The organism is Pseudomonas phytophila, assembly GCF_025643095.1.
Classification (GTDB): Bacteria; Pseudomonadota; Gammaproteobacteria; order Pseudomonadales; family Pseudomonadaceae; genus Aquipseudomonas; species Aquipseudomonas quasicaspiana.
The window spans coordinates 757,545-774,144 of the sequence record NZ_CP081201.1; the positions used below are offsets into that span (position 1 = coordinate 757,545).

Annotated in this window: 13 protein-coding genes; 10 read left to right on the top strand and 3 right to left on the bottom strand. The window is 52.6% G+C overall.

All coding sequences use genetic code 11. The features are described from left to right. The first annotated feature begins 92 nt into the window (after positions 1–92). The 6 genes from K3169_RS03290 to K3169_RS03315 all read left to right on the top strand — a co-directional run bounded on the left by K3169_RS03290 (position 93) and on the right by K3169_RS03315 (position 9,260). Positions 93–2,801 (top strand): hypothetical protein, encoded by a 2,709-nt coding sequence (locus K3169_RS03290; protein WP_231677892.1) that lies wholly within the window; start codon positions 93–95, stop codon positions 2,799–2,801. 160 nt (positions 2,802–2,961) lie between these two features. Continuing rightward, a complete protein-coding gene (locus K3169_RS03295) occupies positions 2,962–3,606 on the top strand; it encodes a hypothetical protein (RefSeq protein WP_263269941.1) in 645 nt (214 codons plus the stop codon). Positions 3,607–3,685: 79 nt separating this feature from the next. Next, positions 3,686–4,657, top strand: coding sequence for a hypothetical protein (locus K3169_RS03300; RefSeq protein WP_263269942.1), 972 nt, complete (start codon positions 3,686–3,688; stop codon positions 4,655–4,657). 458 nt (positions 4,658–5,115) lie between these two features. Then, the gene (locus tag K3169_RS03305; RefSeq protein ID WP_263269943.1) at positions 5,116–6,432 is read left to right on the top strand and encodes a hypothetical protein; all 1,317 of its coding nucleotides are present in this window, start codon (positions 5,116–5,118) and stop codon (positions 6,430–6,432) included. Between the two features lie 210 nt (positions 6,433–6,642). Continuing rightward, a complete protein-coding gene (locus K3169_RS03310) occupies positions 6,643–7,599 on the top strand; it encodes a hypothetical protein (protein WP_263269945.1) in 957 nt (318 codons plus the stop codon). A gap of 302 nt (positions 7,600–7,901) precedes the next feature. After that, positions 7,902–9,260, top strand: a complete 1,359-nt coding sequence (locus K3169_RS03315; RefSeq protein ID WP_263269947.1) for a hypothetical protein — start codon at positions 7,902–7,904, stop codon at positions 9,258–9,260. Positions 9,261–10,494: 1,234 nt separating this feature from the next. Here K3169_RS03315 and K3169_RS03320 read toward each other — a convergent pair. The 3 genes from K3169_RS03320 to K3169_RS03330 form a co-directional block, all read right to left on the bottom strand. Next, the gene (locus K3169_RS03320) at positions 10,495–11,409 is read right to left on the bottom strand and encodes an IS3 family transposase (RefSeq protein ID WP_231677976.1); all 915 of its coding nucleotides are present in this window, start codon (positions 11,407–11,409) and stop codon (positions 10,495–10,497) included. Then, positions 11,325–11,621: a transposase gene (locus K3169_RS03325; RefSeq protein ID WP_095096866.1), complete on the bottom strand. Its 297-nt coding sequence runs from the start codon at positions 11,619–11,621 to the stop codon at positions 11,325–11,327. The genes K3169_RS03320 and K3169_RS03325 overlap by 85 nt, the downstream gene beginning before the upstream one ends. Positions 11,622–11,842: 221 nt before the next feature. Then, the gene (locus K3169_RS03330) at positions 11,843–12,355 is read right to left on the bottom strand and encodes a Bro-N domain-containing protein (protein ID WP_263269948.1); all 513 of its coding nucleotides are present in this window, start codon (positions 12,353–12,355) and stop codon (positions 11,843–11,845) included. Between the two features lie 517 nt (positions 12,356–12,872). Between K3169_RS03330 and K3169_RS03335 the strand changes: the two genes are divergently transcribed. From K3169_RS03335 to K3169_RS03350, 4 genes are all read left to right on the top strand, one after another. Next, complete coding sequence (locus K3169_RS03335; protein WP_231677900.1) at positions 12,873–13,295, top strand: DUF2599 domain-containing protein; 423 nt, start codon at positions 12,873–12,875, stop codon at positions 13,293–13,295. Between the two features lie 550 nt (positions 13,296–13,845). After that, complete coding sequence (locus tag K3169_RS03340; protein ID WP_231677901.1) at positions 13,846–14,193, top strand: hypothetical protein; 348 nt, start codon at positions 13,846–13,848, stop codon at positions 14,191–14,193. A gap of 247 nt (positions 14,194–14,440) precedes the next feature. After that, positions 14,441–15,436: a hypothetical protein gene (locus tag K3169_RS03345; RefSeq protein ID WP_263269949.1), complete on the top strand. Its 996-nt coding sequence runs from the start codon at positions 14,441–14,443 to the stop codon at positions 15,434–15,436. A gap of 75 nt (positions 15,437–15,511) precedes the next feature. Next, positions 15,512–16,348 (top strand): 23S rRNA (adenine(2030)-N(6))-methyltransferase RlmJ, encoded by an 837-nt coding sequence (locus K3169_RS03350; RefSeq protein ID WP_027899986.1) that lies wholly within the window; start codon positions 15,512–15,514, stop codon positions 16,346–16,348. Positions 16,349–16,600: the final 252 nt, after the last annotated feature.

Here is a 16,600-nt window from a genome sequence, read left to right on the forward strand (position 1 = left end):
AAATATTCGACGCACAGAGCGTAAAGAGATGGGCGGAAAGCTCCATTTTCTTTACGCCGCCTGTCACGGCTACTCACCCATAGGTGAATGAAATGGATATCAACACCCCACAAGAAGTAACAGCCCTGAATGATTTAATCATTCCTGCTATTGATATAGGCGGTAGCGGTGGGCTGGGTAACGCTGATCTTGCAGACCCAAACAAAGGTGTGCCGATGTTAGCCATTCTGGTGGCCAATACTGCCGTAAATGACATTGCCGAGCTTTATTGGGATGGCGTTGTTGTCGATAATTTCACTATTAACGAGGACCAGATCGACAACGGACGAATAAGCTTCAACCCGCTACCTTTAGCACTCCCTGATAACCCCGCCGCTAAAGTGTTCTACCGTATTTACTTCGGCCTCGGCGGCAACCCTGATGACTCGCTCATCCGTGAAGTACGGGTCAAACGCACGGTGCCCGGTGATCCCGATCCAGACAACACTACTCCGACCATCAATGAAAATCTGTTAAAACCTGAGGGGGTTCCGCCCGTTATCGATACAGCCCGGGATTTGGACGTTACTGTTCCGCGCTGGCCGTTGATGGCCGAAGGCGATGTGCTGACCCTCTATTGGGGGGGCAATCGTTTTGCCATGAAACAACCGCCTTTACCCGCCGGGGAGGTCGGTAAGCCGCAAATTATCACGGTGCCTTCAAAGACCCTGATCGATGCTGGTGACAGCGAAAAGCTGCAGGTCAATTACGACATCCGCGACCTGGTGGGTAACTGGTCGCTGCTGTCATTGCCCGCTTTCACCAATGTGCAAGTGGACCCCAGCGCACCGGCGGCGCCGAGGGTGGTTGACGCAGACGTTAATCTGGAAGTTGATCTGGACAAGCTCGGTGCCCGTGACGCCAGAGTTGATACCCCCGCCTATACAGGCATTGCGCTGGGGGATGACGTTACCCTGCATTGGCTGGGACAAACAGCTGACGGTAACCCGGTGGTACCGGGGCTCGCTGACAAGCCCGTTACGAACATTGGCTTCGGACCCTCTTTCGACGTACCTAACAAACCCGTGGTGGATATTGCAGGAGGTTCGGCAACGGTCTACTACAGAGTGGCACCGGCTGCAGGCGGCTCAACACGTCGTTCAAAAAGCGTCACCGTGACGGTGATCGGTGATGTGGCGCCGTTGCCAAAACCGATTCTGGATGAGGCTGTCGGTACGGTCATAGACCCTGAAGATGTCTTGGTGGATGCGCATGTCATCATCCAGCCCTATGCGGGCAAAGGTCCAGGAGACGTGATCTACCTGACCTGGGAAGGCAAAGCGCTGAATGGCCAAACCTATACCTACACCGATGATTACGATGTCGGGCGTGATGAAGAGGACGATGACTATGAATTCCTGGTGCCTAAAGCCAATCTGGTTCCTTTGCGCAACGGCACCCTGACGCTCTCTTACAAAGTAAAGCTGTTTACCGGCAACCTCAGGCCTTCGTTGCCTTCGGTCTACAGTGTGTCGGGCACTGCCCAGCTGTTGCTCGAACCTTCGGTGGACAATGCCCCCGGGGACATTATTGATCCCGACCTCTATGACCGCACCGTGCTGCACATTGATGGTACTGCCGCTCGGCTCAAACGTCTGGATGAAGTCATTGCGTACTGGACAGGTGCACCGGGCAATGGCAGTGCAACCAAGGACTTTCGCGTCGCAAGTGACAACCAGAACCTTTCCTGGTCCATATTGCCTCCGTTGATAGAGTCCAATCGCCACAGGACAGTGGCCGTGCGCTATGAGGTGCGCCGTGACGCGGGTGGCGAGGACAAGTCTGACGTTCGCACGCTGCAAATCAAAGCCATCCTGCCGCTGCCCGACATCCTTGAAGATGACGCTGCCCACGTGGTTGATATCGCCAATCTGACCAAAGTGACGGTACGGGTTCCCGATTATCAGATGGTGACAGGCGATACCGTGTTGGTGCGCTGGGTGGGAGTGCGTCAACGTGACACCAACACCAAGACCGTGGGCAGTCCTCCACGGCCTATTGATTTTGATATCCCCATCCTATGGGCTGAGGAAAACCTCGATAAAGGGGTGACGGTCACCTACAGCTATGGGCGAGAAGATGATCCCGTCATCATTTCACCGCCCCAACCAATCAATATCGCTAACAGTCAAACCGGATTGAACCTCATCAGGCCAAGTGTGCCAGCCGCTACTGCACAAGGAGACCCGGAGGTGCTGGATTTTTCCAGGCTGCCGGAAAATACCGCCCTGATCATGCGCGTTAACTATGACGGCATGGCCCGAGGTCAGACCGTCAGAGGGCAATGGATAGGTCGGGTCAGGTATACCACTGAGATCAAGGACGTAACCTTGGTCGGCCCTATGGATTTCATCATTCCCAGAGATGAAGTCATCGACTCGATCGGGTCAACCGCCAGTGTCAGCTATACAGTGGTGCTGACCCCTGGAGGCACACAGCTGCCCTCAAAAATCTTGTCGCTCAGGATATTGCCTCAGGCGCTAAACCTCGTCGCCCCGACTATCAATGCAGCCAATACAACGGTATCCGTCGCCTACGGCGCAAGCCTGACAAGCCATACCATAGTTGTACGCTGGAAGGGAGTGATTGAGCACTACACTGCAATCCAGAATCCACCAACTAATGGCGGTACCACTCACTTCACAATTCCTACTGCGTGGGTAACTGAAAGCAGAGGAAAAGAAGTCCTTATTAATTACAGCGTAGGCGTGGGGAGTGCGCGTTTGATCTTCTCGCAACTACTTAGGAAAGAAATGCCCTGATGTAACAGGCCGATCCACGTGTCGATTACTGTCGGGGCGGCACATTGCCTGACAAAGATAAATAGCCATTGCAGGCGACGATAGTTTTTATTGCCGCTTGCCTATCCGGCCGTTAAAGAGTTGTCGGCCAGCCCCGTTACAACAGTAGAGGATAACTCTCATGGATACTAACGCGTTAGACCTTACTGCCCCAGAAGTTCCAGAAGCTATCAGGCAAGGCAATCCCAACAGACTGGACTTTTATCGAATGGCCGAGGGGACAGACCTTATCATGCGGGTCTATTACAAAGGCATGAATCGGGGCCATTCAATAAGAGGCCGTTGGGTGGGACGTGTGGAATACACCACCGATATAAAATATGTCACGCTTGTCGGACCGATGGATTTCATCATCCCGCGTGATGAAGTGATCGACTCGATCGGTATGTCCGTCAATGTCAATTATTCAGTTGTTGAAGATCCGAACAATCCGCACAGCCCGCTCCTGCCCTCTAAAGCACTGGCGCTGACCGTAGAGCCACAGGGTATTAGTTTGCTGGCGCCGACAATCTCGGCAGATAACCGAACTGTTTCCGTGAACTATGGCAGTCAAAGCAACGATACCGTCGCGGTACGCTGGAAGGGCCGCTCTGAGTACTTTACCGAGATTAAAAATCCACCGGCAGGTGGGGGTGTTGTTACGTTCAGCATTCCACCGGACTGGGTAGCGGAAAACACGGGCCGAGAGGTACTCATCAACTACAGCGTCGGGCGAGGGGGAGCGGGATTGAGGTTTTCGCAAATCCTCAGAAGGGATATCCCCTAACGTGTTAAGAGAGGCTTAAACAGCCGCTTTCAGGTATCGACTGACAGGGTGAAAATCTCCGTGGAGGAGTGCATAAGCCATGCGTGCGAATAAATTATTTACTTGTCTGACAAGTTTGCTGCTCGTGGCTTGTGTCAACCAGCCTCTTTCCGTTGAACCGCCTATGCCTTCGCTCAGCGAAATGGCCGTTACGGAAGGGCATAATACCAACAAAGCGGTACAGCCCCCGGACGTGATTCTGGCAGCAATGAATCGCAACTATAACGAAAATCAAAACAACTGCCTGGAGCGTGGCAGCAACTTACCCAGAGGGCATTACTACTGCAGCGGCGTGTTGGTGCGCACGGTAAATGACGGTGCATTCGACCCCTGGATCAGCAGCCCTAATGCAATCGCCATCGGCGCGACTTCTTACGCCTGGATTCGAAAAGATGTGCGTAACACCCGTCTGTATCACCCAGCGGGTTTTATATTGCGTAACAAAGCGGAGGCCATAGCGGGCAATTTGCCGGGGCTGGAAACGGGATTTATCTGTCTTTATCCGTTTGACGCGGGTACAGCTACCGACCAGACGCACCAGGGTTGTGGTCGTAGAGCGCTCCGGGTGTCTTTCCCCACCCATAACCCAAGGCATAACAACAGCGACTATGCGTGGGGATCCTGTGAAACATCGGGGATCACCAATGTCGCGCAGTGGGACGCACATTTTGAAAGCGTTGCGCAAAACCGAGGAAGGCAATGTTCATGGAACGTCGACAGCCAGGCAGGCTGGAACGCCATGATTGCTTCACACGCCAAGTACACAACCCATACGTCCGTGTGGAATGAAATTATGTTGAATAACCCGGCAGATAACGGGGCCGGGTTGCCGAAGTACATTGCCGCTTTTTTTTATGATGTCAGTTTACCAGCGGGTAAGTTAATTGCTCAGACGTTTCAACGAAAGCTCAATACTGCGGGTTACGTTGTACCTATTTTAAAACTGAACTTCCTGCTGCCTGATGCCAATCGGTTTGCTTACGACCCTGCGGACCAGGTGGTGCCGCAGTAAGCAGTAGCTCTACGGGTGTTAGTGTGCAAGGAGTCCTGTTTACGCCTGATTTTATTTTTAAACAATCCAGGCGCTGTCAGTCTGGCAGTCACGTGGGTACGGGTTCAACTTCATGACGTTTAAGAGCAGAGAGTTGGGATGATCATGAGCGGTTGACGGTTTTCATCCGCGACGGAATTTATTGCGCTCCAGGCCACCTGTCCGTGAGTGAATACGCATTAATAGCCTGAATGCTAAGGTTTCGCTATTAAAAAAATAATGAAGCTTCTAATACGTATAACCACTGTCATTTCTGACAGTGGTCAATGATTTGCTATTGATCAATACTGTCCTTCAGGCAGTCAAAAAATAGTTTCGTCGTCGGTCATTCCGTATCTGCGGTACTGCTTTATTGTGCGGTAAACATGGACCCTGTAGGAGCGAATTTATTCGCGAGGCGGTGTGTCAGGTCAACGTGCTTGTTATTAAGAAAACTCTCGCGAATAAATTCGCCCTTGCCGGTGGATTTCATTCCAGCTCTGATGATGAAGTTTAATTATGAAACGGTGAATCAAATGAACGCAAGTTATCCAGAACCCACTGTTGTAGAAGCCACAGGCGGCGTACTCGACCCTCTGAACGCAATGGACGGCGCTACCGTGCGCGTGACGTACGAGATGCTCGATAACGATCTTGTTTTTTTGTCTTGGGACGATCGAGTTGATCTGGATACCCTAAAGCCGGGCAACCAAAGCAAGGCACTGGATTTTCTGGTGCCGCGCGAAGCCGTTACTGATGCGATGGGGAGGACTATCAAGGTTACCTATACGGTTATTCGCTCTGGATCTGCTGAGCCGTCGATTGCACTTGATCTGGAAGTTGATATAGACCCACGTTATCCACAGCCCTTGGTCGTTGATGCTCCAGAGGGCGTGCTCGATCCTTCAGACGCTGCGAACGGCGCAACCGTTCGCGTTACGTATGAGATGTTCAATACCGATCTTGTTTTTCTGTCCTGGGACGACCGGCCTGACCTCATCGCTCCAAAGCCGGGGAGCTCAAGCGGAACGTTAGAGTTTCTGGTACCTCGCACAGCAGTTGTCGATGCAATGGGGAGAACTGTCGAAGTTTTCTATACGGTCATTCGCTCGGGGTCTGCTGTGCCTTCGATTCCACTTGATCTGGCCGTCGGGATAGACCTGCGTTATCCCCAGCCCTTGGTCGTTGAGGCTCTTGATGGAGTGCTTGATCCGCAAAACGCAGCGCACGGCGCAACTGTGCGGGTAACATACGAGATGCTCGACACAGATCTTATTCTATTGTCCTGGAATGGTCGGGTTGACCTACTCGTTCCAAAGCCGGGGACCTCAAATGGAACTCTAGAATTTCTGGTGCCGCGCGCAGCAGTTGTGGATGCAATGGAAAAAACTATCGAGGTTCTTTATACGGTCATTCGCTCAGGCGCTGCGCAAGCGTCGATAGTTCTCGATCTGACCGTAGGATTAGAGCAGGCCGAAATAAAACCAGTGATCCTGACAGTGACGGGCGCCAGTGGCGAAGTTGAAAATGGCGGTGAAACCCGCGACAGAATCCTGACAATAACTGGAACGGCAGGCATTGGGGTTACCTTGGACATATTTGTTGGCCCTTTTGGGGACGACCGGGTGGTGACACAAAGTGATGGGAGCTGGACGGCAACGATTACAATCCAGAATTTGGGGGCGGACAGCATTGGGGCAGCAGTGCAGGGGGGCGGGGGGAGCTCGGATAGATGGCATTATACCCGTATTGAATGACCGACATAGTGGCGAGAGAATATCCTTTGCCCATAGCCTGACCATTCTCTTGAATACGAGTCGATAACCCCAGTAGGAGCGAATTTATTCGCGAGCCCGTTTTCCAGGCCCACATGCTTTTCAGTAATCCCCTTCGCGAATACATGCGCTCCTACTGGGGACTCATTCCAATTAATAGGGTGATGTTTTGCTTATAACAAGGTGAATCAAATGAACGCAAATTATCCACTCCCCCTTGTTGTAGAAGCCCCAAGTGGCGTACTTAAACCTGAAGATGCAGAGAACGGTGCGACCGTGCGTGTAACGTATGTGATGCTCGACACCGACCTGATTTTTTTATCTTGGGATGGTCGAGTAGACCTGCTCGCTCCAAAACTGGGCAACTCAAGCGGGGCTGTAGAATTTCTGGTGCCGAGCGCAGCAGTTGACGATGCAAGGGGGAAAACTATCGAGGTTATATACACCGTTCTTCGCTCTGGATCTGCTGAGCCGTCGATTGCGCTTGATCTGGTCGTTGATATAGATCGACGTTATCCACAACCCCTGGTCGTTGAAGCCGATGATGGTGTGCTTGATCCTTCAAACGCGGTGAACGGCGCGACCGTGCGGGTTACGTATGAGATGCTCGACACTGACCTTATCCTTCTGTCTTGGGATGGTCGAGCTGACTTGCTTGCTCCAAAACGGGGGAACGTAACGGGGACAGTAGATTTTAGTGTGCCACCTGCGGCAGTTGTAGAGGCGGCCGATAGAACTATTGAAGTTGTTTATACGGTCATTCGCTCGGGGACTACACAAGCGTCGATAGCGCTTGATCTGACCGTAGAGGCAGTAGACACCGAAGTTAAACCAGTAATCTTGAAGGTGACGGGCGCCAAGGGTGATGTAGAGAACGGAGGAGTAACTCCCGATAATTTACTGACACTATCTGGAACGGCAGGTTTTGGCGTCACGCTGGATGTATTTGACAACGCCTACCCTATTGAAACTATCGTAGCGGAAGGTGATGGAAGCTGGAGGTTAACACTGTCGGGCCTGACGGAAACTCACCATAGCATTACCGCGAAAACAGCGGGTGGGCAGTTAGTGTCGGATGCGTGGTCTTTCACTGTTGTTGCAACGAAGGCGCCTGTTGCTAGCCGTATCCAGGGTGCTGCCGGGGTGTAGTCAGGATTTCGTTATTTAAACAGGTATTTAAACGTCTGATGCGCATAAGTTCTGTCAGTTCTGACAGTTGTTAGTAGTCTTCCGTTAGTCGACGCTGGTCCTCAGTCAATCGTCTGAAATCGCTCCGGTTTATAGGTGAGAGGCCGTCCTGCGTCCCAGGGTACTTGTAGGCGCGAATTTATTCGCGAAGCGTTGTGTCAGGCCCGCATGTTTTCAGTGATGGCCCTTCGCGAATAAATTCGCTCCTACCAGGGATTCATTCCAATTCGGATAGTGATGTTTGCTTATAGAAGGTGAATTATATGAACACAAGTTATCCACAGCCCACTGTTGTTGAGGCCCCCAGTGGCGTCCTCGATCCTGAAGATGCAGCGAACGGCGCGACCGTACGGGTGACCTATGTGATGGAGGACACGGACCTCATTCTACTTTCCTGGAATGAGCGCGCCAATCTGGTCCCCCCGGAGCAAGGAAATTCAACGGGTACCCTGGACTTTCGGGTACCGCCCGAAGCGGTGACGGAGGCAGCCGGGCAAACGATCCCAGTGAGCTACACGGTGGTACGAGGCGTTTCTGCGGAGCCTTCGCAGGTGACTGACCTGACAGTCTTGATAGATGGCCGTTCTCCAAAGCCTTCAGTTGTCGAGGCGGTGAATGATGTGCTTGATCCACAAAACGCGTTGAACGGTGCAACCGTGCGGGTAGACACGGCAACGGTCGACAGTGACCTCATCATTCTGTCGTGGGATAACCATGTCAACCTGGTCCCGGCGCAACCTGGCAACCCAAGTGGACCCGTGGAATTTCTGGTGCCTGCTGCTGCGGTCACTGCGGTGATGGGGAAAACCATTGAGGTGGGCTACACGGTTGTAGCCGCAGGGGCTGCAAAACCTTCGCAGATACTTGATCTAACGGTGTTGGAAGTGGAGGCTGAGGTTAAGCCCACCATCTCCAACGTCACAGGTGCCAGTGGTGATGTTCCTGACGGTTGTGAAACGCCCGACAACTTACTGACACTTTATGGAACAGCAGGCTCTGGCGTCACGCTGGATGTATTTGACAACGCCTATCCTGTTGAAACGGTAGTAGCAGAAAGTGATGGGAGCTGGGAACTAACATTGTCTGGATTGACAGAAAGCGAGCATATTATTACGGCGGGCAACGTCGGAGGGCAATGGGTGTCTGATCCGTGGTCTTTTACGGTTTCCACGACGCCCAATTTGAGTCGAGAGGATTTCGAAGCGGAGCCAGTGCGCGAGTTTCCAACAAATACTCAGCGCATACGTTTCACAAGTGGTCTGTCCTTAAGTTTGCCTATCTTGGAGGTTGGTCAAACAGCTGTAAGAATAGCGACGTATCCGGCATCTGGATTTGGAGCGCGCGCTTTAAATATAAGAGTGCCAAGTGATCTAAAGGAAGAGTGGCATACACATCAACTTGAGTTCATAGGTGGTTTTCAGTTTTTCCGTGTTAATTGTACTGGGAGCTCTGACCATCAGGTCTCCGCACTATTTAGTCATGAGAGTATCGACGCAGTGATGGGGGGATTTGTTTTGACTACGGGGTTAAATGAGTTTACTCTTCCACGTCCATTTAATCGAGTAACGATACAATGTCTTGGAGCGTCAGACTATTACTATGATTTTTTCGAATGGCGTTAATTGATGTGTTTCGTTCGACCGGTGGACGCGCTGTGTTATAGCTTTTATTGGATGGCGCGATGAGGCCCTGACCATCTCGTGGTTAAGGTATATGCACGGATGTTAACATCCCCGATGGCGGCACTACTACACATGGCCAAGTTTGCGTGTCGTGAAATTTTAGTGGCCTATGCACAGATACGTGGCCCTCTGTCAGTCTTTATGTCGATGATTTTAATAAGAGCTTCTTGGGTCGGTCTTCGACTGGACTGACAGCTACCACTGGAAAGATTTCTAAAGGGTCACATACATTAATTGTTAGAGCTGCTGACGGCAGGGTAAAAAGTACGTCTTGGGTAGTTATTAAGCAGTAGTCTCAGCTTTGATTTTCTCATCTACGCACGGATGCACAGCTGCCGTGGCGCGAGTACATAGTGATGTCCCGCAAGCAGCGCTCAACCCTGCTCGTCCAGCATCCGGAGGTTGGTGTAATTGTGGGTCAGGTGTTATTGGCGGTCATATAAACCTGCAGGTGCCTGGCCTTTTCTTTATTGGTTTTCTTGGGAAGGGCCAGCCACTCTCGATGCCATTGCTGAGGATTAATGTTGCTGATCAATTGACCTCAGAGATAATCCAGTGCAACGGATAACGTTAGCGTACAGCGCTCCGGCAGCTTTAGCGCGTCATCTCCGATGCGGGGGCCGGTGCTCCCAAACGCGACGAACCGTTTCAAAAGGCAAAGATGACATGCGCCCATGCTTGGGTTCGTCGACCAGTCCGTCTAGTCAAGGTGCTTTGTAGGTAATTCCGCCCACTTTCATCAAACATGAAATAACTATCCGGACTGCAATGTTTTTCAGCTGTAAGAGCGCGCTTGCACGCGATTGCCTCAGTACAGACGAAGTATTCATCGATTGACAGACTGAATCGCGGTCAAGCGCGCTCCTGCAGGTCCTCGTTTACTGCACTACAGCGCGGCTTCGTAGACGGGGCGGGACCTCTCATCAAACGCACGTAACTATCTAAACTCACACAAAACCTGTGGGGCCGAATTTATTCGGGAAGGGGCGGTACATTCGCCATATCATCGTCGTCGGGAATGTCGCCTTCCCGGATAAATCCGGTCCCACCCGTTCTCTGTTTGCCGCGAGACAGCGCGGTGACATGGGCAGCGGGGCGGCCCTGACTTGAAATACCTTCACTGTAGGAGTGAGCTTGTAATGGTCCAGTTTTTTTGGACCGTTCCGTAGGAGTGTTAGGCCGCCAGTTTTTCGAAAACAGCTGGCGGCAGGTTATTCGAGGCAGAGTGGCAACGTCGATGGTTGTAGTGAGCAATAAAATCCATCACGTCTCGTTCTGCCTCGAAGTGATTCGAGTAACCGTTCTCAGGTGACCAATCGTGTTTCTGTGATCGGAAGTAGCGTTCCACTACCGCATTGTCCCAACAGTTTCCGCGCCGACTCATGCTCTGCACGATTTGCTTCTCGGCCAGATAGCTAACGAAGCGGTCAGCGGTGTATTGGCATCCCTGATCCGAGTGAAACACCAGCTCGGAAGAAGGTCGGCGCAGCCCCACCGCAAGTCGTAAAGCCTGCAATGAAAGCTCGGTATCGGCCGTCCTTGAAAACGCCCAGCCAACGATCCTGCGCGAGAAAAGATCCATCACAATTGCCAGGTACAGCCAACTACCACCGACACGGATATAGGTAATGTCTCCCGCCCAGAACGTGTTGGGATGTTCAGGGTTAAAGCGTCGTGCCAGCACATTGGGCGCAATGTTGGACGGTTTGGTAGCCCGTCGATAGTGCGCATGCTGTGCCCGACGCCTCACCAAACCCAGACTCTTCATCAAGCTGCGCATACGATGACGCCCCATTTGGACGCCTTGTGCCTTCAGCGCTTTAACAAATCCGCGACTGCCCAGCGCGCCTCGATGTTCTTTGTGCAAAAGCCGGATCTTCTTCTCTAACTGCGGCTCGATACTGCGTTTAGCTCGAGGCCGACGCATGGCGTAATAACTGCTGCGAGGTATGCTCAGTACGCAGCACAAGCGTCGAACCGACAGCTTCTTTGTAGCGCCCTCAATCATTTTCTTCGGCCAAACAGCACCTTTAGATGAGAGGGCAACTGCTTTTTTAAAACATCGTTCTCGGCCTCCAGCAGTGCCAATCTGGCCTGCAGCGAGTCGATGAGATCTTGATCCTGAGGCCGGGTAGTTTGCGCGGCTCCTACCTGCTCCTTGCGCCACCGTGAAACCCAGCGCCGCAACGCGGTAGGCCCTACGCCAGTCTGCTCACACGCTTTAGGCACTGAGTAATTCAACTCAACGACAAGGCGAATAGCCTCGGCTTTTTCTTCGGCTGTAACGACCCGAAATCCCATGATGCTTCCTTAGGTTGATACTCCTACATCATGGTCCATAAATATTGAGCCACAACAGCTTGCTCGCGATAGCGTCAGGCGGTACGGTAATTTCTCAACAGGTCTACCGTTATCGCGAGCAAGCTCACTCCTACAGGGGTCCATGTTGCTGGGCGACGTGTGTGCTCCTGTGACGAAGGTCGAGGCGTCATTGATCGTTCAAGTTAAAGTATGCAGAGCAGCTATCCAAATAGATGTTTTATTGCTCCCCACTTTCGACCTAGTCGCCCACCCCCCACCTCATCCCGCCTGGGCAACAAACACGGCATGTCCCGCAACCGTATCCACGGTTCATCCTGCCAATGCATAACATTCAGCTCCCCGGTCTGCCACTCCAAAACACCCGGCGTCGGGCTGTTGTGGTCTTTCACGTCCGAGCTGTAGCGCAATCTCGGCAGCACGCTGTAGGTCAGCCATTTGCGCAGCGGCAGGTTGGCCGGGTTGGGGTGGTAGACGAGCAGGGCGTAGACGGCGGATTCACTGACCATCAAGGTTTCTTTTGCTTCGCCGTAGTAGCTCATCAGTACGTTGCGGCGTTGGTCGGGGGCAAGTTTGCGGGTGAAGCGTTCTTCGAGGAACAGGCCCATCATGCGGCCCAGTTCCCGGGCGCAAAACCACGCCTGGCGGTCGATGAGCAGGGCGTGCAGGTGGTACTTATGGCGGTTGAACACCATGGGTTCGAAAGGGGGTTCCATTGGGGTCTGTCCGTATTGGCTTTATTGAGGGACCAAAGGTGTCGGGAGCTAAGAACACCAACAAGAAGTGCCGACATATTCCCCCGAAGGGTCTTGTATTAGCCGACTCCCGACATAACAGACGTACAAAGGCATTATGCGCCCGCGATAAACGAATTTATCGCGGGCACAAAAAAACCGCTGGCTGTCGTGGCGGGTGACGCTTGTTCGGAGTTCTTAGGCTCAGGGCGCGCATGATTGGGCAGACGGTTTTGATCGTAAATGCTGGCACGTGTGAGCGGATGTGACCGGTTTTTCTGGCGTTGAATGGCACTGTCAGACAGCTATTCCGAGGCTTGTAGGGGGATTCGCAATGTCCGGTGCTTTACGGGGGCAGAGCATTAGCTTTTGGCTGCGGCCAATCAATCGCTAAATAGCGAAGTCTGTACCGGCTTGATCGCCGATCAATCTAAGCACTGTCAGTTTTGACAGTGGTGAGGGGGGAGGAATCGCGTAATGCTAATGGAACTTTAAACCAATGGACGAAATAATAATGAACAGGATTCTATCGATCGTGTTGCTCGCGAATATGGCATGGGCAGTAAACGCCAGTGCTGACGATCCCAAAACGTTGCCTACCTGTATGGTCTACATCGACCATGGGGCATGGGTATATCGTTATCAGGAGTGGACGCTGGAAATTGTCCCGACCCCGTGTGGCCGTAATGTGGGTGCTGAGGAAACTGCGTACACGTTCTTTGAAATAGCCAAAAAGTTTTCGGGCAGTGAACACTGGGGAAACACCCGGGGCATGATTAATCAGTTGACATGCCATTATGCAATTGCCAGAAATAAACCCGAATGGAACCTGGATCCATGGCGGCCTTATGTGGGCCATGCTGCGACCGTGGAAGCAAGCTGTAATGTGACAGTCCCTAAACCTGATACGCCTTTTGAATAAGCTGTCTGTGACGCTGCCAAGGTGTATGAACGCGTTAACTCCAAGCTGTTCAGCGCGGTGGAAGTGAGCGCCTGGCAGGTAATCTCCCGCAGAAAAATTCCACGTTCGTGGTGAACGGGCCCAGTTAAGGGTTGCCGTTGACGAAGTGGGTTTCCGGGAGGGCCATCGGTGTATCACGGCCGGGCAGGGCTTGGTCAGCGGCTGGGAGTACGTTTTGTTCACGAGAATTTCCGAGCGTAGAGCCGTGGGCCTTTCCTCTGGGGAGGGCATGTCCCTGGGCGTTTTCATTCGCGAAAAGGCCGATGCAGCCAATGCATCTCTGTCGTCTGGAGTTAGCCTTCCCGGATAAATCCGGGCCCCACGACGTGTCACCGAAGGCTTGCGATAACAAAAGATAACGCTTTGTGCAGGGCTAATCGCCGATAAATCTAACAATATCGTCTCTGTGAGTCGCGAAATAACGTTCTATTGGCGATACTCTCTATCAATAAAACACGCTGACATAACGCAGTTGTCAGAAAGGCTGACATACGCAAAATGCAGGTGAGCTATGGGCATTCACTTTCAACCGACTTCCAATTCTGCCGCACTTGAGATCACCCGTATCGTCGACGACAGGTGCAAGTCCCTCGATAAACCCGGCTCGACGATTAACCCCGGCCTGGTTTTATTTGGTCGAGGGCCGACAAACGCCAAAATCTTTTTTCTGGATTACGGTGTACTGCAGGAAACTACCGAGATTACTTCCGGAGGCGCGTGGTTGATAAGGCTTGCTGCCGAAACGGGCAGCCATTGTTTTAGTGTGTGCACCAGCAGTGGAGCGGTTTCTCCTTCCTGGGATATCACTGTCGTGGCATCGACCCCCAAGTATTACGGGATCATGTTGGATCGGTTTTAGCCGGGAAGAGATGCCCCTGACTGTAAATATTCAGAGTTGCATCGGCCCTCTTCGTGAATAAATTCATTCCTACAGGGGTGAGGCGGTTGTCGGAATAGAAGTGCAGCCCTTAATTGCCGATCGGTTTAAACACTGTCATTTCTGTCAGGTGTGTCGGTTGAATGATCTCGGTACTGTCTGGGGCATGAAGTTTATTTGCGGGGCGGTAGCTACATTCAATTGCTGCATTTGATTAAAGGTGAGTGCCATGCAAACCCAAGAGCCTTCTGCGGTGCCGGCCATTACTGGCGTTGTGGACAGTGAAGATCATCCCATTCCCAATAACGGAACGACCGAAGATACGGTGCTGACCCTTTTGGGGGTGGGTACGGTCAATACGGGAGTCATCATTGCTGATAACGGCACCCCCATTGCGCTGGCCCTGGTAAATGAAAACGGCGAGTGGATGAAGTCAGTGGCGGCGCAGGAAGGCAGGCATAGCTACACCATTCGTTTCTCCGACGATGCCTGGGTGGTGACGGTGGTCATGGCTGCGCAGGCCCCGACTATCATCAGCGTGCGTGATTCTCAGGGCGAGGTTGTCGATGGCGGCAGCACCTTTGATCAGCGCGTGACCCTCGAAGGCACTGCTGCCGCTGATCAATCGGTGGAGATTCTGGACAGGGCAGAAATCATTGCCAGCGTACTGGCGACAGGAGGGAGATGGGCGGTTGACCTGCCATTGCTGGCGTTTAAAGGCTATAGCATTAAAGCGCGAGGTCTGTACGGCAGCATCCCGGAATCTGAAGTTAGAACCTTCAGTGTCATTTATGCCGGGGAGGATTTTGAAACCGGCACATTGGGCGTGATCCCGGCGAATACTCCTCAAGAGTTTCCCTCCCTGTTCGTCACGCCGAAAGACAAAGATGCCAGCTTGGTAATCAACTCAGATGCAGCCCCTATCGTGACTGAGAAGACTGTTTCATTTGCAGATGAAAGCTCGGTGCGTTTTGATCTGAAGTCACCGGTCAATAAAATTACCTTTGGTGCCTATGCCAAAGCCAGTGATTTCAATGTTGAGATTCCCTCCCTTGCCTGTCTCGATGAGCAGGGTGATCTGATACTCGAACGCAAGCTGGATTTCGGCTTTCAGTTCGCCGCCTGGCATGACGTTATCAGTACAGATCGGAGGATAAAAACCCTGGTGATCACCGTGAATCGGGGAACCGACTGGTTTTATATCGATAACTTCACGTTTGCCTGATTGTGCCCGTTGCGACGTTTGAACTGATCTGTGGCTCTCGCTTTTGCTAAACTGCGCAGCCTTCGAGGAGCTGCCATGAATTACCGTCACGCCTTCCATGCCGGCAACCACGCCGATGTGCTCAAACACCTGATCATGACTCGCTTGTTTGCCCTGATGGCGCGCAAGGAGCAGCCGTTCGCCTATATCGACAGCCACGCCGGGCTTGGCCTTTATGACCTGAAGGGCGATCAGGCCAGCCGCACCGGCGAATATCTGGAAGGCATTGCCCGTTTGTGGGACGCACCGGACCTGCCTGCTTTGGCGGCTGATTACATGCAGCTGCTGCACGACATGAACCCCAATGGCGAACTGCGTTATTACCCGGGCTCCCCGGAAATCGCCCGTCGCTCTACCCGCGCCAATGATCGCGTGCTGCTCAACGAGAAGCACCCGGAAGACGGCCGATTGTTGAAAGACAATATGAAAGGCGACCGCCGTGTGGCGGTGCATCTGGGCGAAGGCTGGCATGTGCCACGTGCGCTACTTCCAGTCGGTGAGAAGCGGGCAGTGTTGCTGATTGATCCGCCGTTCGAACAGCTCGACGAGATGAAACGCTGCGCCGTGGCCCTGAAAGAAACCATCGGCCGTATGCGCCAGACCGTTGCTGCCATCTGGTACCCGATCAAGGACCCGCGCCTGCTCAAGCGTTTCTATCAGGATCTCGCTGAGACCGGTGCGCCGAAGTTGCTGCGGGTTGAGCTCTATGTTCATCCACTGGACACCCCCGCCAGCCTCAACGGCTCGGGCCTGGCCATCGCCAACCCGCCTTGGGGCCTTGAAGAAGAGCTGCGCGAGCTGCTGCCGTACCTGGCGCAGAAACTTGGCCAGACCAAGGGTGACTGGAAGATGGATTGGTTAATTGCGGAGTGATATTTAAACGACTGCGGTAATACTGGGTAGGAGCGAACTTGTTCGCGAGGCGATGGCCATGGTTTATCTAAATCAGAGCCTCTCCAGCACGTTGACGCCTACCCAATTAAACCAAAGTCGAGTCTTTAGTTTAATCACCATAAACAACTATCTCAGGCCGTGATGGTGAAAAGAAATATAAACCGGACTGGCTATCGCTAACGACTCTAACCACTGTCATTTCTAACAGTTATCTACCATCCATTACTAAAC

Coding starts and splice junctions, on each gene's coding strand:
- K3169_RS03295 (WP_263269941.1), top strand. CDS start 2,962: ATGGATACTAACGCGTTAGACCTTACTGCCCCAGAAGTTCCAGAAGCT.
- K3169_RS03335 (WP_231677900.1), top strand. CDS start 12,873: ATGGACGAAATAATAATGAACAGGATTCTATCGATCGTGTTGCTCGCG.
- K3169_RS03325 (WP_095096866.1), bottom strand. CDS start 11,621: ATGGGATTTCGGGTCGTTACAGCCGAAGAAAAAGCCGAGGCTATTCGC.
- K3169_RS03350 (WP_027899986.1), top strand. CDS start 15,512: ATGAATTACCGTCACGCCTTCCATGCCGGCAACCACGCCGATGTGCTC.
- K3169_RS03315 (WP_263269947.1), top strand. CDS start 7,902: ATGAACACAAGTTATCCACAGCCCACTGTTGTTGAGGCCCCCAGTGGC.
- K3169_RS03340 (WP_231677901.1), top strand. CDS start 13,846: ATGGGCATTCACTTTCAACCGACTTCCAATTCTGCCGCACTTGAGATC.
- K3169_RS03345 (WP_263269949.1), top strand. CDS start 14,441: ATGCAAACCCAAGAGCCTTCTGCGGTGCCGGCCATTACTGGCGTTGTG.
- K3169_RS03300 (WP_263269942.1), top strand. CDS start 3,686: ATGCGTGCGAATAAATTATTTACTTGTCTGACAAGTTTGCTGCTCGTG.
- K3169_RS03290 (WP_231677892.1), top strand. CDS start 93: ATGGATATCAACACCCCACAAGAAGTAACAGCCCTGAATGATTTAATC.
- K3169_RS03330 (WP_263269948.1), bottom strand. CDS start 12,355: ATGGAACCCCCTTTCGAACCCATGGTGTTCAACCGCCATAAGTACCAC.
- K3169_RS03310 (WP_263269945.1), top strand. CDS start 6,643: ATGAACGCAAATTATCCACTCCCCCTTGTTGTAGAAGCCCCAAGTGGC.